Consider the following 21,556-nt stretch of genomic DNA (forward strand, 5'->3'; position numbering starts at 1 on the left):
AAGAAAATTAAATAATTGATTGCCAAAGATCGAGGGTGAGCATGATTAAGAAGATCGGTGTTTTAACAAGTGGCGGTGACGCACCTGGTATGAACGCTGCGATACGCGGCGTAGTACGTACAGCACTATCCGAAGGATTGGAAGTATTCGGTGTGTACGACGGCTACCTAGGCCTATACGAAGGCCGCATCGAGAAGCTAGATCGTTCTAGCGTTTCAGATGTGATCAACAAAGGTGGTACGTTCCTAGGTTCTGCACGTTTCCCTGAATTTAAACAAGTGGAAGTTCGTGAAAAAGCGATTGATAACCTGAAAAAACATGGTATCGATGCACTAGTGGTAATCGGTGGTGATGGTTCGTACATGGGGGCGAAGAAACTGACTGAAATGGGTTACCCATGTATCGGTCTTCCGGGCACAATCGACAACGATATCGCAGGTACGGATTACACTGTGGGCTACCTAAGTGCACTAAACACCGTTATCGATGCAATCGACCGTCTACGTGATACTTCTTCATCTCACCAACGCATTTCAATTGTAGAAATCATGGGCCGTCACTGTGGTGATTTGACTCTGATGTCTGCAATTGCGGGCGGTTGTGAATACATCATCACTCCGGAAACTGGTCTAGACAAAGACAAGCTGATCAGCAACATCCAAGATGGTATCGCTAAAGGTAAGAAACACGCGATCATCGCGCTTACTGAGCTAATGATGGATGCTAATGAACTAGCACGTGACATCGAAGCCGCGACAGGTCGTGAAACTCGTGCAACAGTACTTGGTCACATCCAACGTGGTGGTCGTCCAACTGCATTTGACCGCGTACTAGCATCTCGTATGGGTAACTACGCTGTTCACCTATTGATCGAAGGTCATGGTGGTCGTTGTGTAGGTATCGTGAAAGAGCAACTTGTTCACCACGATATCATCGACGCAATCGAAAACATGAAGCGTCCAGTACGCAACGATCTATACAAAGTTGCTGAAGAGTTGTTCTAAGCAAGCTTGAAATAGATAAACAAAACCGCGGCTTTCCGCGGTTTTTTTTGTATTTGAGAATCAACAAAAAAGAAACTAGCGATAGACGAGTGCTAAGACACGCTGCTCTGCTCTATGAGCGTTAATTTTCGCTCGCGCAGCGCAAACAAGTAGCCCAGTAGCCCACCCAACGTATTTCCAACCGCGATACCGATAAACAAGCCTTCAATGCTGTAGATTTGGCTCCCGATCCACGCCGATGGCAAGGTAAAAATGAACAGCCGCATAAAGCTCCACTGGAATGCACGCAATGGCTTGTGCATCGCATTCAAACCACTGACTAACATCATCACGATGCCTTGGAAGCCATAACTAAATGGCACCACCAGTAAATAATGCCAAAGCAGGTTTTTCACCGCATCTTCCTGAGAAAACAGCGCAGCCAGAGGAATGCTCAGTGGCACCATCATCAAGAAGATAAACCCTTGGAATACCACTGCAAAACGCATGCTAATAAATAAACCGGAAAAGGCTCGTTGCGGTTGTTTGGCTCCTAAATTTTGTGCCATAAACGGTGTGAGGGCAGAGGTCAGCGACATCAATACTAAAATCAATATAGACTCAATACGCTGCGCTGCGCCGTAAGCAGCAACCGCCGCTGTACCATGGTTGGATAACAGCATCATCAGAATGGCACCGGACAACGGATTCATCGCGTTTGATAGCGCAGCAGGGGTACCAATTTTTAGTGTCTGTTGCCAGTCTTGTTTCAGCAAAGCCCATTGGGGTTGAGCAAGCAATTTTTCCCGTTTAATTAGCACATAGAATGAGCCACACAAAGCACCTAACCAGCTAAAGGCACTTGCTATGGCTGCGCCTTGAATGCCAAGTTCCGGAAAAGGGCCATAACCGAAAATCAACAATGGATCGAGCATGCCATTAATCAAACCAGCCAACATCATGACTTTTGCTGGTGTTTTTGTGTCGCCAGTAGCTCGGATAGCACTGTTGCCCGCCATTGGGATCACTAGCAGAGGAATGGTGAGATACCAGACCTGCATATATTGCTCAATAAGAGGGATGAGATCATCAGACGCACCAAGAAAACGAAACAATGGCGCAATGGTGGTAAAGCCAATAGAAGACGTGATAGCCACAAGTAACACGGCTAACAACAAACCGTGGGTGGTGAACCGAGCAGCTTGTGGTGCATGACCTTGCCCAAGCAAGCGACCAATATTGGTCGATAGTCCCATCCCAATCCCCATCGTAATGCAGTTAACCGCAAAGGTGACAGGGAAGGTATAGCTGATAGCCGCTAGCGCTTGAGTGCCAAGCAGCGAGATAAAAAACGTGTCCACCAAGTTAAACATCAAAATTGCGATCATGCCCATAGTCATGGGGACGGTCATTTTCCGCAGCGTTTCAGGAATGGGTGCGGTCAACAAACCATGCTTATCGGTCGCTTGGGGTTCTAGCTTGTTATTTTCCTGCATGTGTGACAACTATCTGGTGAGCAAACTGCAAGGATACAAGAAAGCGAGATGCCGAGCGAGTGAGCATTTCTAACGCAAACCGTTGCCTAGTTGTTCGTTATTTTAACTAAGTCACAAAAATTTTGTGCCACCCCCTTGGGATCGCTGCTTCGACCCCTTATATAGGGATCACGTGTCTGGGGCTACAGTCCCTAAGGACAATTATCAAATAAACATGGAAATTTTCAGGAGAGACGACCGATGAACATTCGTCCATTACATGACCGAGTTATCGTTGAACGTAAAGAAGTTGAATCTAAGTCTGCTGGTGGCATCGTTCTGACTGGTTCTGCTGCAGAAAAATCGACTCGCGGTGTTGTTCTAGCTGTGGGTAAAGGCCGCATCCTAGAAAACGGCACCGTACTGCCACTAGACGTTAAAGTCGGTGATACCGTTATCTTCGCTGAAGGTTACGGTACAAAAACTGAAAAAATCGACGGTAAAGAAGTGCTTGTCATGTCTGAAAACGACATCATGGCGATCGTTGAATAATAGCAATCATTGAGTAATTTTTTGCTCAGATTCAATTACGAAATTACACACAAAGAATTTTAGAAAGGAAATCAAAGATGGCTGCTAAAGACGTTAAATTTGGTAATGACGCACGAGTTAAAATGCTGGAAGGTGTAAACGTTCTGGCTGACGCAGTAAAAGTAACACTGGGTCCTAAAGGACGTAATGTCGTTCTAGACAAATCTTTTGGTGCACCGACTATCACTAAAGATGGTGTATCAGTAGCGCGTGAAATCGAGCTGGAAGATAAATTCCAGAACATGGGCGCACAAATGGTTAAAGAAGTTGCGTCTAAAGCAAACGACGCAGCGGGTGACGGTACAACAACAGCAACGGTACTAGCACAATCTATCGTTAACGAAGGTCTAAAAGCAGTCGCAGCGGGCATGAACCCAATGGATCTTAAGCGTGGTATCGACAAAGCTGTTGCCGCGGCAGTTGAGCAACTAAAAGAGCTTTCTGTTGAATGTAACGACACAAAAGCGATCGCGCAGGTTGGTACTATCTCTGCAAACTCAGACGCAAGCGTAGGTAATATCATTGCAGAAGCAATGGAGCGTGTGGGTCGTGATGGCGTTATCACGGTTGAAGAAGGTCAGGCGCTACAAGACGAGTTAGACGTAGTAGAAGGTATGCAGTTCGACCGCGGTTACCTGTCTCCTTACTTCATCAACAACCAAGAATCAGGCAGTGTTGATCTAGAAAACCCATTCATTCTTCTGGTAGACAAGAAGATCTCAAACATTCGTGAGCTTCTTCCAACGCTAGAAGCTGTCGCGAAAGCATCTCGTCCACTGCTTATCATTGCAGAAGATGTAGAAGGCGAAGCGCTAGCAACATTGGTTGTGAACAACATGCGTGGCATCGTAAAAGTTGCAGCTGTGAAAGCACCTGGCTTCGGTGACCGCCGTAAAGCAATGCTACAAGACATCGCTATCCTAACTGGCGGTACTGTGATTTCTGAAGAGATCGGTCTAGAGCTAGAAAAAGTTGCACTAGAAGATCTAGGTCAAGCAAAGCGTGTTTCTATCACGAAGGAAAACACGACTATCATCGATGGTATCGGTGAAGAAGAGATGATCTCTGGCCGTGTTGCTCAGATTCGTCAACAAATCGAAGACGCAACTTCAGACTACGACAAAGAGAAACTACAAGAGCGCGTAGCTAAACTGGCTGGCGGTGTTGCAGTAATCAAAGTCGGTGCAGCGACTGAAGTTGAAATGAAAGAGAAGAAAGACCGTGTAGAAGATGCGCTAGCCGCAACTCGCGCAGCGGTTGAAGAAGGTGTTGTTGCTGGTGGTGGTGTTGCACTTATCCGCGCGGCATCTAAGATTGCTCACCTAACGGGTGACAACGAAGAACAAAACGTTGGTATCCGCGTTGCACTACGTGCAATGGAAGCGCCAATCCGTCAAATCACGAAGAACGCAGGTGAGGAAGACTCAGTTGTTGCGAACAACGTGAAAGCGGGTGAAGGTAGCTACGGCTACAACGCGGCAACAGGCGAATACGGCGACATGCTAGAAATGGGTATCCTAGATCCAACTAAAGTTACTCGTTCTGCACTACAATTCGCAGCATCGGTTGCAGGTCTGATGATCACAACTGAAGCGATGGTTACTGACCTACCGCAAAAAGACGCGCCAGCGATGCCTGACATGGGCGGCATGGGTGGCATGGGCGGTATGGGCGGCATGATGTAAACCAGCTTATCTCATCGCTCTAGGGAAACCTTATAGCGGAAAGATAACCGACCAAACCCTTAAAAGTCGAGGCAGATGCCTCGACTTTTTTATGCGTGTCACCTGAGAAACATGACGTTCTGGTGTGGCTTATCATGAAATTTTTGAGCGTAAAAAGCGCCATTTCAGAAGCAAAAAATCGAAGAGAAATATTTTTTCTTTTGAGTCAGATGGTTAAATCTGACCTATTGCTAACACTTTTTGAACGGGGACAGAGCAAAATCTGAACATTACACTATGTTGTAAATTGTTGCTTCCCATCATGGAGATGAAAATGAAAAAGCTTATGACGTCATTGGCGGTTGCAGCCGCTATCGCATCACCTGTTGCTTTTGCCGACAGTACACCTGTGATGTTCTCTACTATCGATAACACAAACGCACCCTCTAATTCTTCAGTAGGTGGCGTTCGTTTAGCTGTGTTGCATGGGCAGGTAAATGAGGTTAAAGGTGTCGACTTTTCACTGCTTGGTATGTCAGAAACGGATCGTACGACAGGTGTGAACTTCGGTCTGTTTTTTGGTGCAGCAAAAGTAAATCAAGAAATGAAAGGCGCGTCTTTAGGCTTAGTTAACTGGAACCAAGGTCAGACGACGGGTGTTAACTTGGGTGCTGTTAACATTACGAACAACGTAAAAGGCTTGAACTGGAGCGCGGTGAACTATTCTGAAGGCTACACCATGGCGGATGTGGGCTTAGCGAGTATCTCTAAGAAGTCTAATTTCCAGTTTGGTTTCTTCAACATGACCGATCAAATCGATGGTGTGCAAATTGGTCTTTTGAACTGTGCGGATAACGGTTTCTTCAAGTGTTTCCCACTCATCAACTTTGCTAAGTAATCCCTGAGAAAGTCAGAATCTTTATATACAGAAAGCCCTCGATGTTCGTCGAGGGCTCTTTAATTACTGATGAGATGAAGCGAGTTTCTCGGAGCGTTAACTATTTAATTAATCGTGATGAAGTTTTGCGTTGTTGAATTCTTTGATGAACACCGCGGCGTAATGCTTTGATGTGGTTTTCTGCTTTATCCACACCTAACAACACGGTTAATGTCAGGAGAGTAATAACCACCGACTGCGTTAAATAACCCAAACCTATCATCAAACCTAAACCTGCTAGCACCCATATTACAGCCGCGGATGTTACGCCATGGATTTTTCCATCAAGTGTCATCATAACGCCAGCGCCTAAGAAGCCGACGCCAGTAATGATCTGACCAAGCACTCGTGCTTGATCAAGAGTATTTGGCGATAACGACACTGCCATCGACATAAACAGGTAGGTGCCTGAAATAATTAATATTGCTGTGCGAATGCCAACCGGTTTACCACGAGTTTGGCGCTCTATACCGATCATGAGCCCATTAATGGCGCAGCATAGTAGGGCAGGCCAACTGAATGGGCCAAGATCGAAAATTTGTTCGAATGCTGTATGCATCTTGACCTCCAAAAGTGCGGAGTATGCATAGACTTACCGTGCAAAGCGAACAAAAATAATCAATCTAGACGACAAATTTAATTGAGTGTCAGAGCTTATTCTAAATGCAAATCCAACGGCGTTTTACTTGGCCTGCCACCAACTTCTCGTGTGAGTTTTGGTACCAGATAACCCGATACACGCGTGATGAGTCCGCGCATAATAGCTTTCGCTTCTTCGTCCGAAATAAAGTAGTGCGCTGCGCCTTGCACCTTATCAAGAACGTGGAGGTAATAAGGCAAGATACCCGCGTCAAATAAGGCCTCACTTAACGCCACTTGAGCTTCCACCGAATCATTCACGCCTTTCAGCAGAACGCCTTGGTTTAGAAGCGTAACGCCCGCTCTTTTGAGCTTGAACATCTGTTCAGCAAATTCGTCATTGATTTCGTTGGCATGGTTGATGTGAGTGACGAGGATGATTTGTAACCTTGATGCTTGCAGAAGTTGGCATAGTTCATCAGTGACTCGAGCTGGAATCACCACAGGTAAACGGCTATGAATACGCAGACGTTTGATGTGAGGAATGTGAGCAATGTGCTCTAAAAGCCAATGAATCTCATCGTCTTTTGCCATTAATGGATCACCACCTGAGAAGATGACTTCGTTCAACTCTGGTTGTTGTGCCATGTACTCTAAGCACTTGGTCCAGGCTTGTTTCCCGCTTTTGTTCTCTTGATAAGGGAAGTGACGACGAAAGCAGTAACGGCAATTTACCGCGCAGCCACCTTTGACAATCATCAGGGCGCGGTTGCGATACTTGTGTAGCAGGCCAGGGACTTCATTGTCCTGCTCTTCCAATGGATCATTGGAGTAACCCGGATGCACCTCAAATTCGTCGCTCAGTGGTAAAACCTGACGTAAAAGAGGGTCTTTAGGGTTGCCTTTCTCCATCCTATCGACAAAACTTTGCGGTACACGCTGTGCAAACAGCTTGCGCGCGGCAAACCCGTCTTGCCACGGTGAAGGATCAATTTCCAGTATTTCGAGCAATTTTGCAGGATCAGAGATCCCATTCGCCAACTGTTTGAGCCAGTTTTGCTCAACAGATTCGACTTTTCGGGTTATTATGTGCGGCATTGAATTTAGCTCTAAGAATGTAAGAGGAAAAAATGGCTACAGTTAGCACCAATGAATTTAAAGGCGGTCTTAAGTTAATGCTTGATAACGAGCCTTGTGTAATTCTGGAAAACGAATACGTTAAACCAGGTAAAGGCCAAGCGTTCAACCGTGTTAAAATTCGTAAACTTCTTTCTGGTAAAGTGCTAGAGAAAACATTCAAGTCTGGTGACACTTGTGAAGTGGCAGACGTAATGGATATCGACCTAGATTATCTATATTCAGACGGCGAATTCTACCACTTTATGAACAGTGAAACGTTTGAACAGATCGCAGCGGATGCAAAAGCGGTAGGTGAAAACGCTAAGTGGTTGGTAGAAAACAACACTTGTATGATCACTCTTTGGAACGGTAACCCAATTACTGTTACTCCACCAAACTTCGTTGAGCTAGAAGTTGTAGACACAGACCCAGGCCTGAAAGGTGATACTCAAGGTACTGGCGGTAAACCAGCGACGCTATCAACTGGCGCTGTTGTTCGTGTTCCTCTGTTCATCTCAATTGGTGAAGTGATTCGCGTAGATACTCGTACTGCTGAATACGTAGGTCGTGTGAAGTAAGCACTTTATATGATTGTTAGAAAGGTCGCTTCGGCGGCCTTTTTTATTGCCTGTGATTCTTCTCTTTTAATCCCTCAGCGTAAAACATCGATATTCTCCGCAAATTTTTGATGATTTTGTATTATTCGTAAAAATCTTATTTATTCCATGAATCTGTCGATTATTCCTTAATGTAACATTTTGATACATTAGTACTTGTCGCTGAGTTGCATAGCAATCTGATTTTTATCGATTTAACTCAGTAACAATCCAAAAAGGAGAACAAAATGGAAAGCAGAGGTTTAGGAAGGGGTTTAAAGGTGGAAGAAAGACGTCAGTTACTACATAAAGGATTAAAAGCAGCCGTATTTGGCGTACCGCTGTTGGCAATAGGCTTAACGATTAATAGCTCGGTGCTGATGACCGATGCGGGTTACAGCTACGTGCATCAGAATAATATTACTGGTGAGTTGGATGTGTTTACTGAACCTGGCATTCATTTTCGCATGCCATTTCTGTCCAAAATCACCAAGTATGACCAAGTGATCACCGTGTCATTCGGTAACAGCAAGGGCGAAGATTTTTATCAACGCCTTGATGCGATTCAGGTTCGATTTGCCGACACCTATATTGGTCAGATCCCCGTAACATTCCGCTTTAAGCTCAGTAATGACCCTGAAGCGGTGAAGAAGATGCACAAAGAGTTCCGCAACAACAGTAACTTGATCGATGCGCTGCTTGTAAAGAACGCACGTAACGTAACGGTGATTACCGCAACCCAATACACGGGTGAAGAGTTTTTCCAAGGTGGCTTGAACCAGTTCAAATCGAAACTTGGCGATCAGTTACGAGAGGGGATTTATCTAACAGAGCGACGTCAGGTTGAAGTGGAAGAGTTGGATCTTGCGCCTGTTGGGGCGAATCAAGCCAATCCGAACCAATTACAGCGCACCAATCAACTGGTATGGAAAACCGTGCCTGTCGTAGACAAAACCGGGCAACCAATTCGTCAAGACAATCCGTTACAACAATACGGTATTCAAGTGACGCAGGTGACCATTGGTGACCCACAGCCAGAAAAGCAATTAGATCAGCTATTGGCAGATAAAAAGCGTTTAGTGGCGGATCGTATTCGCGCGATTCAGGAACAAGAAACGTCGAAAGCACAGGCAGAGACCGAGCAGTTACGCAAAGAGATTCAACGAACACGTGAGGTGCAAGACGCCCAGCGTGGTAAAGAACTCGCAATTATTGCTCAGCAAAAAGAAGTGGAAGTTGCACGTCAGATTGCAGAGCGTGAAATCGTTGAAGTGGAAAAGACCAAACGACTTGCTGAAGTCGAGAAGGAGAAAGAGCTAGCTATCGCAGAGGCTAACTTAGCGATTCAAAAAGCGAACGCACTTTCTGCTGAGTTTGAAGCGAAAGCGATATTAGCGAAAGGTCGCGCAGAATCTGAAGTCCTAAAAGGTAAGTATGCGGCGTTAGGAGCAAACCGTGAAGTTTACTTGGCAGAATTGAATCGAGACGTAGCGAACTCGCTGTACAACAATTTGCAAAACTTCCAAGTTCAGATGCCACAAAATTACATTGGTGGAAGTGACGAAACGGGCTTGAAAACAAACCTAGATGTGATTACTGGCTTTGGTGCTCTGGGTCTTATGGACCAGACAAAGAAGGTCGCACAGCAATAAGATCATGGGTGGTCAAAAGCTTAAAAAGCAAAAAGATCATAGGTAACCCAAAGCAATAAAAAAGCTGGCATTTAGCCAGCTTTTTCTTTTTTGGTCAGTCTCTTAAATCATGAAGATAAAGATAACTGCTAGTGCAGTGATGAGGCCTGCAAATGCATAGCATGCAATTTTACCAATCACACCAGTGTGGAATTTAAGGTCGTGCATGCCGTGGTGTACACGGTGCATTGCGTGCCACATTGGCAATGCTAGCGTGCCAATGATGAATAGCGCACCGATGATGCTGGTTGCGAATGCAGAGACACGCTCGTAGCTCATCGCTTCTGCGTCAATCACGCCTAGTGGTACCAAGATACCTAGCACAAGAACAGTGATTGGCGTGATCATCGCGAACCAAGTACCGCCTGCGCCAAACAGACCCCACCAGATTGGCTCATCAGAACGTTTTGGTGATGTGTTTACACTATAATTCGGTTTCATTGCTCAGCTCCTTACACCACGATGAGAACGATCAGTGAGATGAACGCAACCGCGGCCCACTGAGTCAATACGATGATCTTCTTGTCCACTGGTTTGCCTTTCAAACGAATTGGCATTACTTGTGGCATCATGCTGAAGAAAGTTTGAGCGTGGAATAGGCTACCGAGTAGTGCAACGATGTTGATTGCGACGACGATTGGGTTCGCCATGAACGCTAACCAACCTTGCCATGCTTCAGGACCTTTCACCAAGCAACCTAAACCGAAAGTTAGGAACAGAGTGAATAGAATTAACGGAAGCACCGTCGCTTCACGTAGCATGTAGAAGCGGTAGAAAGGATGGTTCTTCCACCAAGTGCGTTTTACTTCACGAACGTAAGGTTTACGATTGCTCATCCTTATGCCTCCACTTTCTTTGGTGAACCATCAGGTTTCAACATAGCAATCACGAAGTCCATAGAAGACTCCACTTTGCCTTGGTTTACAGCCGCTGCTGGGTCAACGTTCTTCGGACAAACTTCAGAACAGTAACCAACAAACGTACAACCCCAAGCACCGTTTTCACCGTTGATAAGCTTCATGCGCTCATCTTTACCGTTGTCACGGCTGTCTAGGTTGTAGCGGTGGGCTAGCGTTAGTGCAGCAGGACCGATGAACTCTGGGTTAAGACCAAACTGAGGACATGCTGCATAGCATAGACCACAGTTGATACAGCCAGCGAATTGCTTGTATTTCGCCATCTGTTCTGGCGTTTGCAAGTTCGTACCGTCTTCTGGTTTACGATCGTTACCAATGATGTATGGTTTGATTGCTTCTAGGCGCTCGATGAATGGCGTCATATCAACAATCAAGTCTTTCTCGATTGGGAAGTTCGCTAGAGGCTCGATAGTCACGCCGTCTGGGTAGTCACGTAGGAAGCTCTTACAAGCAAGTTTCGGTACGTTGTTCACCATGATGCCGCAAGAACCACAGATCGCCATACGACAAGACCAACGGTAAGACAGATCTTTGTCTAGGTGGTCTTTGATGTAACCAAGTGCGTCAAGTACAGACATGGTTTCATCGAATGGGACTTCGAATGTTTGCTTGTATGGTTCTGCATCTTTTTCTGGGTCGTAACGCAGGATGTCTACTTTTTGAATGCGATTTGCTGACATTATGCTTGCTCCTCTGCGTTCTTCTCTTCAGCCGCTGCTTTTTCTGCTGCTTCACCGTATAGACGAGCTTTTGGTTGTGACTTAGTGATGGTCACATTGCTGTAATCGATACTTGGTGCTGACTCTGGCTTGTAGAAAGCAAGTGAGTGTTTTAGGAAGTTCACGTCATCACGCTCTGTACAACCATCGTCTAGACGTTGGTGCGCGCCGCGCGACTCTTTACGTAGAATCGCAGAGTGAACCATCGCTTCTGCGACTTCTAGGCCGTAACCCACTTCGATTGCGTATAGAAGGTCTGTGTTGAACACTTTACCTTTGTCTTTGATGCTGATGCGTTTGTAGCGTTCTTTCAACTCAGTGATTTTGTCGATAGTCGCTTGCATCAAATCTTCTTGGCGGTATATACCACAGCCCGCTTCCATGGTGTGGCCCATTTCTGTGCGTATTTCTGCCCAGTTTTCGTCGCCTTCTTGGTTCATCAGTTTCGCGATGCGCTCTTCAACGGCTTTGACTTGCGCGTCAATTGCCGCGTCGTTCCAGCCTTTGAATTCTGCTGCGCGTTTCACTGCATTTTCACCCGCTACGCGGCCAAATACCACGAACTCAGCCAGTGAGTTAGAACCTAGACGGTTTGCACCGTGAAGACCAACAGACGCACATTCACCCACCGCGAATAGGCCTTTAATGCGAGTTTCACAACCGCCGTCCGTTTCAATACCACCCATGGTGTAGTGAACGGTTGGACGAATTGGAATTGGCTCTTTTGCAGGGTCCACGTTTACATAAGCTTTTGCTAGCTCACAGATGAACGGTAGACGTTCTTGTAGGTACTCTTCACCAAGGTGGCGAAGGTCTAGGTGCACCACGTCACCCAGTGGGTGTTTGATGGTGTTGCCTTTCTGTTGTTCGTGCCAGAAAGCTTGAGAAACTTTGTCACGAGGACCCAGTTCCATGTATTTGTTCTTCGGTTGGCCAACTGGAGTTTCAGGGCCCATGCCGTAATCTTGTAGGTAACGGTAGCCATTCTTGTTAACGATGATACCGCCTTCACCACGACAACCTTCCGTCATCAGGATACCTGTACCAGGAAGACCTGTTGGGTGGTATTGAACGAATTCCATATCACGTAGAGGAACGCCGTGACGGTAAGCCATTGCCATACCATCGCCCGTTACGATACCGCCGTTGGTGTTACAGTGGTAAACACGGCCCGCGCCACCTGTTGCTAGAACAACAGATTTTGCTTTGATAGTAACAAGCTCGCCTTCAGACATGTGAATAGCAATCAGACCTTGAACTTCGCCTTCATCAACAAGCAGATCCACCACAAAGTACTCATCAAAACGTTTGATGTTGCTGTACTTCATTGATGTCTGGAATAGCGTATGAAGCATGTGGAAGCCAGTTTTGTCTGCAGCGAACCAAGTACGTTCAACCTTCATACCACCAAAGCGGCGTACGTTGACTTCACCGTTCTCTTTACGACTCCATGGGCAACCCCATTGCTCCATTTGGATCATTTCGCGAGTCGCGTTCTCTACAAAGTATTCAACAACATCCTGTTCACATAGCCAGTCACCACCGCCAACAGTGTCGTTGAAGTGGTTGTCTAAGCTATCTTCATCCTTGATAACTGCTGCTGAGCCACCCTCTGCAGCGACCGTGTGGGAGCGCATTGGATAAACTTTAGAAATCAGAGCGACTTCTAAGTCTGGGTTTGCTTCAGCCGCTGCAATAGCAGTACGAAGACCAGCGCCGCCTGCGCCGATGACTGCGATATCTGTGGTGATAATTTGCACAGTTATCCTCCAGTGTGTGATTGCGGAAATCCGCTTGTTATTGTCATTACGAGGCGCTCTTTAAAAAGAACTCCCCAAAAGTAGTAGGGTTAGTGTAGATGAGCCACATGGCAGAAAAATTGATGTAATTGGGTTTTTGCTTCGGTAATGCACTTAAGGGCATAGAATTTATAGGTTATGTGACTGCTATCACGGCATCGAGGTTTTGGTCCTCAAGCATTAACATTAGGGATGTTAAACCCGTGTTGCGTGACATTAACCGCATGGATAATAGGATTTTAACTGAGTGTTTTTTGTTCTGCGGCACGAGTAATGCTTGCCTCAAATTTGCGAGCACATTAGTAAAAAGAAGAAGGGATATTCCTCTCTTCTTGAAGAGTAAAAAGCATGTAGAATGAGACTTTCCTCGCTGAATTAAAGTTTGAGAGACTTGTTATGCAAACCAACTGGCAACCTACTGCTTCCATTGACCAACTTCGTCAACGTGCGACGTTAATCGCGTCGATTCGACAATTCTTCGCTGACCGACAGGTGATGGAAGTCGATACGCCAGCCATGAGTCACGCAACCGTGACTGACATCCATTTGCATACTTTCCAAACCGAGTTTGTTGGCCCAGGCTATGCCGATGGCAGTAAGCTGTTTTTTATGACCAGCCCAGAATTCCATATGAAGCGCCTTTTGGCTGCGGGCAGCGGTTGTATTTATCAAATCAACAAAGCATTTCGTAATGAAGAGAATGGTCGCTACCACAACCCTGAATTCACGATGTTGGAGTGGTATCGCGTTGGCTTTGACCATCATAAATTGATGGATGAAATGGATGACCTGTTGCAGCTGGTATTGAAGTGTGGCGCAGCGCAGCGCATGACGTATCAGCAAGCCTTCATTGATGTGTTGGGTGTGTGTCCACTGGAAGGCTCGATGACTGAGCTGAAAGCGGCGGCAAGCAAGCTGGGTTTGAGTGACATTGCTGAGCCAGAAGAAGATCGCGATACGCTGCTGCAACTACTATTTAGCGTGGGAGTAGAAAACAAAATTGGTCAGGACGTGCCGGCTTTTGTGTACGACTTCCCTGCATCACAGGCGGCGCTTGCGAAAATCAATCCTCAAGATCATCGCGTCGCGGATCGTTTTGAAGTGTATTTTAAGGGGATAGAGCTGGCGAACGGATTTCATGAACTGGATAACCCGAAAGAGCAATTAGCGCGCTTTGAACAAGATAACGCAAAGCGTATCGAAATGGGTTTAAAACCACAGCCGATCGATTATCATCTGATCTCTGCACTGGAAGCAGGGTTGCCAGATTGTGCAGGGGTCGCGTTGGGTATCGATCGTTTGATCATGCTGGCGCTAGGCTGTGACCACATTGATCAAGTGACGGCCTTTCCATTTCCAATTGCATAAGGACGTCCAATGAACCTGACGGCTGCACGTTTCGTCATCTTTAGCTACGCCATATTGATCGCTTTTTTATCTCTGAGTTCAGGTGAACTGCAAGACTGGGGCAATATTGCGTATCTCGACAAAATGCAGCACGCTATGGCGTATAGCGGCTTTGCGTTTTTAGGTTGCTTTTGCGTGTGGCGTTGGCGTCAACGTTGGGCGGTGGCGATTGGTATTTTGCTATTCAGCGCCGTTATTGAGTGGTTGCAAGGGTATGTAGGGCGACAAACTTCTTGGTTAGACCTTGTCGCCAACTCAACTGGCATCTTAACTGGTCTGTTATGTTACCGTATTTGGAGCCTCTATCGACCTAGGTTGGTGAAGTCGCTATACTCGATTCGTTAATGAAGAGGGAACACGATAACAATGAAAACGCGCGACAAAATCGTCTACGCGGCACTGGAGTTGTTCAACCAACATGGTGAGCGAAACATCACCACCAATCACATTGCCGATCACATCGAAATTAGCCCTGGTAATCTGTATTACCACTTCCGCAATAAGCAAGAAATCGTTCGTGAGATCTTTGCGCTTTATTCAGCAGAACTTTTAGAAAGATTTACCCCTATTCAAGGTTCGCAAGAGAGCCTGACTATGCTGAAGAGCTACCTAGACTCTATTTTTACCTTGATGTGGAAATACCGCTTTTTCTACGCAAACTTACCAGAAATCTTGTCACGAGATGAACAGCTACACGAACAGTACATCGATGTGCAAGAGAAGCTGCAAGCGAACCTCATTGCTATTATGCAAGAGTTCGTAACGATGAAGCTGTTGAATGTCGATCAACAACAGTTGAAGTCATTGGTATGTACATTGCACTTGATTGCGTGTAGTTGGTTGGCGTATCAATCCGCGATGGCTTCAAAAACCAACATTACCGAGCAAATGGTGAAGCAAGGGATGTTGCAGATGCTTAATGTCGTTAAGCCATTAGCAACTGAACAGGGCTTAGAGCAGCTACTGTTATTAGAAGATGCGGTTAGCAATCTACACAGTTAAACGTCAAACTGCTTAATATTTCGAGAGTCACTCTCATTTTCGAGTCGTGGCTCGAGTTGACTTGTCAAATATGCCACGCACAATAGTCCCATACGCTAAAAACCCTTGCAGGGATAAGATTCTCGATAAAGGAACTATCGCCCCATGAATTACGACATTTTTAATGGTGATGCTGATGGCATCATTGCTCTTCTGCAATTACGTTTGGCTGATCCTGTCGATGCCCAGTTAATAACTGGTGTAAAGCGCGACATCAAGCTGGTGGAAAAAGTAGACGTGCAAGCGGGTGATGAGCTGACTGTGTTAGACATTTCGATGGAAAAGAACATGGCAGGTCTAGAGCAAGCTTTGGCTCAAGGCGCTCACGTCTTTTACGCCGACCATCACAAAGCGGGTGACATTCCTCAGCATGGTAATTTGGATGCGCACATCGATCTCGATGCCAACATGTGCACGGCGTTGATTGTCGATAAGTTGCTTGATGGGCGTTTTTATGACTGGGCGATTACGGCGGCTTATGGCGATAACATGATTGCTAAAGCCGATGAGTTAGCGAATAACGCGGGCTTGTCGCAGCAACAGAAAGAGCAGCTAAAAGAGCTGGGTACTTTAATTAACTACAACGGCTACGGATCGAAGGTCGAAGATTTACACTTTCATCCTGCGGAGCTGTACCGAGCTTTGCTGAAGTACACGTCGCCATTTGAAGCTATTGAAGATAAGGCCTCGCCATACTACCAATTGCAATCGGTTTACCAACAAGACATGGAGGCGGCTCTCGCAGTGCCTGCCATGCATGAGAGTGGTAAGCTGAAGTTGTTTGAGTTACCAAACACGGCGGCATCACGCCGAATCAGTGGTGTTTATGGCAACTCGCTGGCAAACCAAAACCCTGACTCTGCGCATGCGGTACTTACTGAAAATGCAGATGGGACTTATACGGTTTCACTTCGTGCCCCGTTAAACAATAAACAAGGTGCCGTGGCCGTGTGTGGTCAGTTCCCGACAGGTGGGGGGCGAGAGGCGGCGGCAGGAATCAACGCGTTAAGCAAAGATGATGTGCATGCTTTTATTGATGCGGTAGAAACCTACTACGCATAGCATTTTCCAAAATATGAATGCAAAAAAGGAGCCGAGTGGCTCCTTTTTTATTATAAGTCGATGAGTCAGATAATCAGCGTTTTAACCAAGATTTCGGATTCTGCGCTTCACTATTACGACGAATTTCAAAGTACAGCGATGGCCTGTCTTGACCACCCGTATCACCCGCGAGAGCAATCACTTCGCCGGCGGTGACTCGATCGCCTTCTTTTTTAGTTAACGCTTGGTTGTAACCATAGAGGGTCATGTCACCTTTTCCGTGGTCGAGCAGTACCACCAAACCGTATCCGCGCAGATACTCAGCAAATACGACAGTACCAGGATAAACGGCTTTCACTTGTTGACCATAGTTGGCAGACAACACCATGCCCTTCCAGTTTACCTGCCCGGTTTGTCGCGTACCAAAGTTGTGTAACACACTGCCTTTGAGTGGCCAAGGCAGCTTACCGCGCTGTTTGCCGAGTCCGTCCATTGGCACCGCATTACGCTTCGCTGCTTTGGCGATCTCTGCTTTTAAACGGGTTTCGTTGCGTTGCAGCTCGGCTAAGTAGCGTTTGTCATTCTTGATACTGCTCTGAATTTTATTCAGGGTTTGCTTACGCTTGGATTGTGTACTCGCTAGCGCTGTACGTTTTTCGGATTGCTGCTTGAGCAGAGTCTCGATTTGCTCTTTTTCTAGCTCGAGCTGGTTTTTGTTGTGCGCTAATTCTTGGGTTATTTTGGTGATCGCATCAATCACTTCAGCACGTGCTTTAGCTAAATGCTGGAAGTATTGGCTCATGCGGTCTTCTTCCACACCTTGATTTAACAAGTGACCATTGGCCTTCGCTCGCTCGGTTACGTAATACGTTTGCAGCAGCTGTTTGAGTTCTTCTTCTTGCTCTTGACGCTGTGCTTCTTGCAAGGCAATTTTCTCTTCCAGGTTTTCTATGTTTTTGTCTGCTTGTGCGAGGTTAGACTTGGTTTGTCGTATTTCACGCTCAAGCTTAGAAATACCAAGCTCTTGATCTTTTAGTGATTTCTGTAACTCATTGAGCTGCTTTTCTTGGGAAGAGAGCGATTTGCGCTGACGGCTTATCTCACTGGATACGCCTTTGAGCTCTTGCTGACTCACAGCAGAGGAGGTAATGGGATAAGTGGCAGATAAAGCACAAGTTAATAAAATAGCCGAGCGTAGAACAGGGTGATTTTTTTTTCGCACTTGAGAGTTACCTACCACGTTGTTGTCAAAAAGGTTTGTTGACGATTAAATACCATCTCCATGGATAAAGCTTTGCGACTTGCCGTTAAAGCCTTGATCCATATCGAGAGAGGGTTTGTCCGTTTTTGGACGTCCGACGATTTTTGCAGGCACGCCAGCCACCGTTGTGTGAGGAGGCACGGCTTGCAATACCACAGAGCAAGATCCGATTTTCGCGCCTTCACCGACTTCGATATTGCCAAGAATCTTTGCACCAGCTCCGATCATCACACCCTCGCGAATTTTCGGGTGACGATCACCGCATTCTTTACCAGTACCACCAAGGGTGACATCTTGCAGTATAGACACGTCGTTTTCGACCACGGCAGTTTCACCAATCACGATGCCTGTTGCATGGTCGAGCATGATGCCACTACCAATGCGCGCTGCAGGGTGGATATCGACCTGACATGCTACCGAAATCTGATTTTGTAGGTAAGTCGCAAGAGCGTGACGACCTTGCTTCCATAGCCAGTTTGCTACTCGGTAGCCTTGCAGTGCGTGATAGCCTTTTAGGTACAGCAATGGCATTGAGTACATTGAAACAGCAGGGTCGCGATTGACCGTGGCACAAATATCACAAGCCGCGCCGTCAGTGATGGTTGGATCAGCTGCAAAGGCTTCTTCAACCACTTCACGTACAGCCATCGCTGGCATGGAAGCGGTGTTCAATTTATTAGCCAGAATATAACTCAGAGCGGCACACAAACTTTCATGCTTGATAATGGTGGCATGATAGAAGCTCGCCAGCATAGGCTCTTGTTCTGACATTTCACGGGCTTCTGAGACAATTTTGTTCCAGACTTTTTGTTTTTCGCAGTGTTTCATTCTCAATATCCAGAGTGGTTCTTCCGTGACCCGACAACTTCAATTTTTCTCAGATGAGCTGCAAAGGGCGGTAGATTGCTACTTTCCTTCGGCTTTTTTGTCACGAGCAAGTAAATCTTGCGCTGCTAAGCGCGCATCTTTTCCTTGATACAATACTTGATAAATTTGATCAACTATCGGCATCTCAACACCCATACGTTGAGAAAGTAGCCATACTTCTTTTGTATTGCGGTAACCCTCAACCACTTGACCAATTTCTTCTTGAGCCGTATCAACGTCTTTACCTTGGCCTAATGCCAAGCCAAAGCGTCGGTTACGTGATTGGTTATCGGTACATGTCAGGACAAGATCGCCTAAACCCGCCATGCCCATAAAGGTTTCTGGCTGTGCACCCAGCGCAGCACCAAGGCGACTCATTTCAGCCAAGCCACGAGTAATTAATGCAGTACGGGCGTTGGCGCCAAAACCGATACCATCAGACATACCTGCACCAATCGCAATAACGTTTTTCACAGCGCCGCCCAATTGCATACCAATAAAGTCACTATTGGCGTATACGCGGAAGGTTTTGCTACAGTGGATTTTTTCTTGTAGATCCGCAACAAATTCAGAATCTGGAGACGCAACAGAGATTGCAGTCGGCATACCCATTGCGAGCTCTTTCGCAAACGTTGGGCCAGACAATACTGCTAGTGAGTAGTTTTCACCGATAATGTCATAAGCGACGTCTTTCAGCAGGCGCCCCGTTTCAGGTTCAAGCCCTTTGGTTGCCCAACAGATGCGAGAGTCTTCGCGCAAGAATGGTTTACAGCTGTTTAGCACGATGCCAAAGACATGGCTTGGAACCACAACCAACAAATCTCGGCTTGCTTGAACGGCTTTTTCTAAATCCGATTCAATGATCAAGCTTTCAGGGAAATCAACACCTAGTAAGAAGGCATGGTTAGCTCGGTCTGCTTCTAGGCGAGCCATGTGCTCTGGCTCGTGTCCCCAAAGGACAACGTTCGCGCCGTTACGAGCGAGTGAGATCGCCAAAGAGGTGCCGTATGAGCCTGCGCCAATCACAGTCATTGCGATGTCTTTACCGTAAGCATTGTTTGTATTTGCTTGTGTCATGCTACCGCCTAATTGTCTTGCTACTAGTAGAATCTAGTTCCTAATCGTCAAATTTTACGCCTTCTGGCGATTAGGAACTAGGAACTTTTGTCAGAAATAAAAAATGCACATTGCATCGGATGGTAGACGCTCTGTGCATTTTATTTGATTCGGTGACGTCAGCACTGTGGCTATTCGTCACTTATAAAACGTGAATTACGCTTCAGCTTCGCCTTGTTGAGCTTGCTGTTGTAGGTAGTTCATGAATAGCGCGTCAAAGTTTACTGGCGCTAGGTTCAGTTGAGGGAACGTACCTTTAACGACTAGGCTTGAGATAGTTTCACGAGCGTATGGGAATAGGATGTTCGGGCAGAATGCGCCTAGGCAATGTGCAAGTTGACCAGCTTCCATTTGTTCAGCAGTGAAGATACCACCTTGTTGAACTTCACATAGGAACGCAGTCTCTTCTTCGTTCTTCACAGTAACGGTTAGGCGTAGAACAACTTCGTAAACGCCTTCACCAAGCTCACGGCTTTGAGTGTCTAGGTCTAGTTTAACGTCTGGGTTCCACTCTTTCTGGAAAATTACTGGAGAGTTCGGCGCTTCAAAAGAAACGTCTTTTAGGAAGATGCGTTGAATTGCGAAGTTTTGTTGTGCGTCTTGAGGTGCTGCTTCAGCCATTTTTTAATCCTTAAATCAATATTTGTTGAGCTTAGAAACGTCTAAGCTCAGAAAACTGGTATGTCCTGAGACTAACTGAGCCAATCTACCTTGACTAGATGAAGCGTGTATTACGTGCAAAGCGTCACAACTTAGTGCTCCAACTGCTTTCAATTTGCTCAGTTTTTTGTCCGCGAGGCTTGGTAAAAGCGCGTTTAAACGCGAACTTTCGTTCTTGCCACGTTCCTACTTCTTACCGCGAACTAACGGCAGGTTCGCTTCGTTCCACGCAATCAAACCATTTTTTAGTAGGCTCACGTTTTCGAAGCCTGCTTTTACTAGTAGGTTTGCGCTTTCTTGAGCGGTCTGTCCTGTCTTACATACCACAATGATTGGGTCTGATTTGTGGTTTTCAAGGCTACCCAAGTTACCCGCTTTGATGTCTGACGGTAAAATGTGAAGTGAGTCGGTGATATGACCTTTTTTGAACTCGTCTTTGGTTCGGATATCCACTACAACGCCGTTTTCACGGTTCATAAGATGAGTCAGTTGGTTTACGTTGATTTCTTTGTATGCGGCTGTCGCTGACTTCACGATGTTCATGATAAAGGCGACAAGAAGACCTACCCAAACCAAAGATAGAATCATGTTCTGTTGGAAAAATTCAATGTACTCTTGCATGTCTTGAGCTCTTACGCTGTTGGCGGAAAAATAAAGCAGGAGTATAGCGAGGTTACGGCTCTTAGGCGAGAGGGTTAAAATTTTCTAACGAATAATTGAGATCTCTATAAACCCGTTATGCCCTTACTATCCGTACATTTTGCTCTGGTAGCTTGATTGTTTTTGCCTATTGGACTTATCGGTTTAAGTGACTTCTGTTTTACTGAGAAAAGAGAACAATAGGTATTAACCCATCTTGTTTGATGTTGCTTTAAATTAGCGCTGTTTCAAGTGCAAAAATAAGAATGAGAAGCGTAAGAAAACCGAACTTAGACTGGGGTGTACAAAGCGTATTAGAAATGACTATGCTTGTGGAACACGATTGTCGGCACTGACTCGTTGTTCGCTTAACTTGTAAGATAGCAACAATAAATCGCAAACATTATTTGATCTTAACCTACAGTTTTGGTTAAAAAGTGTAGTAAAATTACGC

22 protein-coding genes are annotated in these 21,556 nt (G+C 46.0%); 10 read left to right on the forward strand and 12 right to left on the reverse strand.

Annotated elements, in window-relative coordinates:
- Positions 1–41 precede the first annotated feature (41 nt).
- The gene (gene pfkA / locus R7035_RS21725; RefSeq protein WP_064354384.1) at positions 42–1,004 is read left to right on the forward strand and encodes a 6-phosphofructokinase; all 963 of its coding nucleotides are present in this window, start codon (positions 42–44) and stop codon (positions 1,002–1,004) included.
- Positions 1,005–1,096: 92 nt separating this feature from the next.
- On the opposite strand, the gene R7035_RS21730 is transcribed toward pfkA, so the two are convergent.
- Positions 1,097–2,479, reverse strand: coding sequence for an MATE family efflux transporter (locus R7035_RS21730; RefSeq protein ID WP_064354383.1), 1,383 nt, complete (start codon positions 2,477–2,479; stop codon positions 1,097–1,099).
- 240 nt (positions 2,480–2,719) lie between these two features.
- On the opposite strand from R7035_RS21730, the gene R7035_RS21735 reads away from it, so the two are divergent.
- The 3 genes from R7035_RS21735 to R7035_RS21745 all read left to right on the forward strand — a co-directional run bounded on the left by R7035_RS21735 (position 2,720) and on the right by R7035_RS21745 (position 5,611).
- The gene (locus R7035_RS21735) at positions 2,720–3,010 is read left to right on the forward strand and encodes a co-chaperone GroES (protein ID WP_005381516.1); all 291 of its coding nucleotides are present in this window, start codon (positions 2,720–2,722) and stop codon (positions 3,008–3,010) included.
- A gap of 77 nt (positions 3,011–3,087) precedes the next feature.
- Complete coding sequence (groL, locus tag R7035_RS21740; RefSeq protein ID WP_005381509.1) at positions 3,088–4,734, forward strand: chaperonin GroEL; 1,647 nt, start codon at positions 3,088–3,090, stop codon at positions 4,732–4,734.
- 313 nt (positions 4,735–5,047) lie between these two features.
- Positions 5,048–5,611: a VC2662 family protein gene (locus tag R7035_RS21745; RefSeq protein WP_005381507.1), complete on the forward strand. Its 564-nt coding sequence runs from the start codon at positions 5,048–5,050 to the stop codon at positions 5,609–5,611.
- A 100-nt stretch (positions 5,612–5,711) separates the two neighbouring features.
- Here R7035_RS21745 and R7035_RS21750 read toward each other — a convergent pair whose 3' ends face one another.
- The gene (locus tag R7035_RS21750) at positions 5,712–6,209 is read right to left on the reverse strand and encodes an MgtC/SapB family protein (RefSeq protein WP_005381504.1); all 498 of its coding nucleotides are present in this window, start codon (positions 6,207–6,209) and stop codon (positions 5,712–5,714) included.
- 95 nt (positions 6,210–6,304) lie between these two features.
- Positions 6,305–7,327, reverse strand: coding sequence for an EF-P beta-lysylation protein EpmB (gene epmB, locus R7035_RS21755; protein ID WP_053307395.1), 1,023 nt, complete (start codon positions 7,325–7,327; stop codon positions 6,305–6,307).
- A gap of 32 nt (positions 7,328–7,359) precedes the next feature.
- Between epmB and efp the strand changes: the two genes are divergently transcribed.
- Entirely contained in the window at positions 7,360–7,926 is a 567-nt protein-coding gene (efp, locus tag R7035_RS21760) for an elongation factor P (protein ID WP_005381500.1), read from the forward strand.
- 266 nt (positions 7,927–8,192) lie between these two features.
- On the forward strand, positions 8,193–9,596 hold the full coding sequence (locus tag R7035_RS21765; protein WP_005386397.1) for an SPFH domain-containing protein: 1,404 nt from the start codon (positions 8,193–8,195) through the stop codon (positions 9,594–9,596).
- 102 nt (positions 9,597–9,698) lie between these two features.
- On the opposite strand, the gene frdD is transcribed toward R7035_RS21765, so the two are convergent.
- Genes frdD through frdA form a run of 4 tightly spaced genes read right to left on the reverse strand, consistent with a single transcriptional unit; the run spans position 9,699 to position 13,031 of the window.
- Positions 9,699–10,076, reverse strand: a complete 378-nt coding sequence (gene frdD, locus R7035_RS21770) for a fumarate reductase subunit FrdD (RefSeq protein WP_005381493.1) — start codon at positions 10,074–10,076, stop codon at positions 9,699–9,701.
- A gap of 11 nt (positions 10,077–10,087) precedes the next feature.
- Entirely contained in the window at positions 10,088–10,471 is a 384-nt protein-coding gene (frdC, locus tag R7035_RS21775) for a fumarate reductase subunit FrdC (RefSeq protein WP_005381491.1), read from the reverse strand.
- 2 nt (positions 10,472–10,473) lie between these two features.
- A complete protein-coding gene (locus R7035_RS21780) occupies positions 10,474–11,232 on the reverse strand; it encodes a succinate dehydrogenase/fumarate reductase iron-sulfur subunit (protein ID WP_005381489.1) in 759 nt (252 codons plus the stop codon).
- The gene (gene frdA / locus R7035_RS21785) at positions 11,232–13,031 is read right to left on the reverse strand and encodes a fumarate reductase (quinol) flavoprotein subunit (protein ID WP_005381487.1); all 1,800 of its coding nucleotides are present in this window, start codon (positions 13,029–13,031) and stop codon (positions 11,232–11,234) included. The genes R7035_RS21780 and frdA overlap by 1 nt, the downstream gene beginning before the upstream one ends.
- A 435-nt stretch (positions 13,032–13,466) precedes the next feature.
- Here frdA and epmA point away from each other — a divergent pair, with 435 nt between their 5' ends.
- The 4 genes from epmA to R7035_RS21805 all read left to right on the forward strand — a co-directional run bounded on the left by epmA (position 13,467) and on the right by R7035_RS21805 (position 16,580).
- Positions 13,467–14,438, forward strand: coding sequence for an elongation factor P--(R)-beta-lysine ligase (gene epmA / locus R7035_RS21790; RefSeq protein ID WP_005381485.1), 972 nt, complete (start codon positions 13,467–13,469; stop codon positions 14,436–14,438).
- 9 nt (positions 14,439–14,447) lie between these two features.
- On the forward strand, positions 14,448–14,822 hold the full coding sequence (locus tag R7035_RS21795; RefSeq protein ID WP_005381482.1) for a VanZ family protein: 375 nt from the start codon (positions 14,448–14,450) through the stop codon (positions 14,820–14,822).
- Between the two features lie 21 nt (positions 14,823–14,843).
- Positions 14,844–15,479, forward strand: a complete 636-nt coding sequence (locus tag R7035_RS21800) for a TetR/AcrR family transcriptional regulator (RefSeq protein ID WP_005381480.1) — start codon at positions 14,844–14,846, stop codon at positions 15,477–15,479.
- A gap of 144 nt (positions 15,480–15,623) precedes the next feature.
- Complete coding sequence (locus tag R7035_RS21805; RefSeq protein WP_262652073.1) at positions 15,624–16,580, forward strand: DHH family phosphoesterase; 957 nt, start codon at positions 15,624–15,626, stop codon at positions 16,578–16,580.
- A 73-nt stretch (positions 16,581–16,653) separates the two neighbouring features.
- On the opposite strand, the gene R7035_RS21810 is transcribed toward R7035_RS21805, so the two are convergent.
- The 5 genes from R7035_RS21810 to R7035_RS21830 all read right to left on the reverse strand — a co-directional run bounded on the left by R7035_RS21810 (position 16,654) and on the right by R7035_RS21830 (position 21,084).
- Complete coding sequence (locus R7035_RS21810) at positions 16,654–17,799, reverse strand: murein hydrolase activator EnvC family protein (RefSeq protein ID WP_165935397.1); 1,146 nt, start codon at positions 17,797–17,799, stop codon at positions 16,654–16,656.
- A 27-nt stretch (positions 17,800–17,826) separates the two neighbouring features.
- Complete coding sequence (gene cysE / locus R7035_RS21815) at positions 17,827–18,648, reverse strand: serine O-acetyltransferase (RefSeq protein ID WP_005381475.1); 822 nt, start codon at positions 18,646–18,648, stop codon at positions 17,827–17,829.
- A gap of 78 nt (positions 18,649–18,726) precedes the next feature.
- Positions 18,727–19,764 carry an NAD(P)H-dependent glycerol-3-phosphate dehydrogenase gene (gene gpsA / locus R7035_RS21820; RefSeq protein WP_318146269.1) on the reverse strand — a complete coding sequence of 346 codons (1,038 nt, stop codon included), beginning with the start codon at positions 19,762–19,764 and terminating at the stop codon, positions 18,727–18,729.
- Between the two features lie 195 nt (positions 19,765–19,959).
- The gene (gene secB, locus R7035_RS21825; protein WP_005386410.1) at positions 19,960–20,424 is read right to left on the reverse strand and encodes a protein-export chaperone SecB; all 465 of its coding nucleotides are present in this window, start codon (positions 20,422–20,424) and stop codon (positions 19,960–19,962) included.
- Between the two features lie 225 nt (positions 20,425–20,649).
- The gene (locus R7035_RS21830) at positions 20,650–21,084 is read right to left on the reverse strand and encodes a rhodanese-like domain-containing protein (protein ID WP_005386415.1); all 435 of its coding nucleotides are present in this window, start codon (positions 21,082–21,084) and stop codon (positions 20,650–20,652) included.
- Positions 21,085–21,556 lie beyond the last annotated feature (472 nt).

Source organism: Vibrio sp. 1731, from assembly GCF_033339955.1.
GTDB classification, from domain to species: Bacteria; Pseudomonadota; Gammaproteobacteria; order Enterobacterales; family Vibrionaceae; genus Vibrio; species Vibrio alginolyticus.

Excerpts from the sequence above, each read along its gene's own strand:
- R7035_RS21780 (WP_005381489.1), bottom strand. The coding sequence starts at position 11,232 with ATGTCAGCAAATCGCATTCAAAAAGTAGACATCCTGCGTTACGACCCA.
- epmB (WP_053307395.1), bottom strand. The coding sequence starts at position 7,327 with ATGCCGCACATAATAACCCGAAAAGTCGAATCTGTTGAGCAAAACTGG.
- frdD (WP_005381493.1), bottom strand. The coding sequence starts at position 10,076 with ATGAAACCGAATTATAGTGTAAACACATCACCAAAACGTTCTGATGAG.
- epmA (WP_005381485.1), top strand. The coding sequence starts at position 13,467 with ATGCAAACCAACTGGCAACCTACTGCTTCCATTGACCAACTTCGTCAA.
- groL (WP_005381509.1), top strand. The coding sequence starts at position 3,088 with ATGGCTGCTAAAGACGTTAAATTTGGTAATGACGCACGAGTTAAAATG.
- R7035_RS21830 (WP_005386415.1), bottom strand. The coding sequence starts at position 21,084 with ATGCAAGAGTACATTGAATTTTTCCAACAGAACATGATTCTATCTTTG.
- cysE (WP_005381475.1), bottom strand. The coding sequence starts at position 18,648 with ATGAAACACTGCGAAAAACAAAAAGTCTGGAACAAAATTGTCTCAGAA.
- R7035_RS21795 (WP_005381482.1), top strand. The coding sequence starts at position 14,448 with ATGAACCTGACGGCTGCACGTTTCGTCATCTTTAGCTACGCCATATTG.
- frdC (WP_005381491.1), bottom strand. The coding sequence starts at position 10,471 with ATGAGCAATCGTAAACCTTACGTTCGTGAAGTAAAACGCACTTGGTGG.
- pfkA (WP_064354384.1), top strand. The coding sequence starts at position 42 with ATGATTAAGAAGATCGGTGTTTTAACAAGTGGCGGTGACGCACCTGGT.
- R7035_RS21805 (WP_262652073.1), top strand. The coding sequence starts at position 15,624 with ATGAATTACGACATTTTTAATGGTGATGCTGATGGCATCATTGCTCTT.
- efp (WP_005381500.1), top strand. The coding sequence starts at position 7,360 with ATGGCTACAGTTAGCACCAATGAATTTAAAGGCGGTCTTAAGTTAATG.
- secB (WP_005386410.1), bottom strand. The coding sequence starts at position 20,424 with ATGGCTGAAGCAGCACCTCAAGACGCACAACAAAACTTCGCAATTCAA.
- R7035_RS21730 (WP_064354383.1), bottom strand. The coding sequence starts at position 2,479 with ATGCAGGAAAATAACAAGCTAGAACCCCAAGCGACCGATAAGCATGGT.
- gpsA (WP_318146269.1), bottom strand. The coding sequence starts at position 19,764 with ATGACACAAGCAAATACAAACAATGCTTACGGTAAAGACATCGCAATG.
- R7035_RS21800 (WP_005381480.1), top strand. The coding sequence starts at position 14,844 with ATGAAAACGCGCGACAAAATCGTCTACGCGGCACTGGAGTTGTTCAAC.
- R7035_RS21750 (WP_005381504.1), bottom strand. The coding sequence starts at position 6,209 with ATGCATACAGCATTCGAACAAATTTTCGATCTTGGCCCATTCAGTTGG.
- R7035_RS21735 (WP_005381516.1), top strand. The coding sequence starts at position 2,720 with ATGAACATTCGTCCATTACATGACCGAGTTATCGTTGAACGTAAAGAA.
- R7035_RS21745 (WP_005381507.1), top strand. The coding sequence starts at position 5,048 with ATGAAAAAGCTTATGACGTCATTGGCGGTTGCAGCCGCTATCGCATCA.
- R7035_RS21765 (WP_005386397.1), top strand. The coding sequence starts at position 8,193 with ATGGAAAGCAGAGGTTTAGGAAGGGGTTTAAAGGTGGAAGAAAGACGT.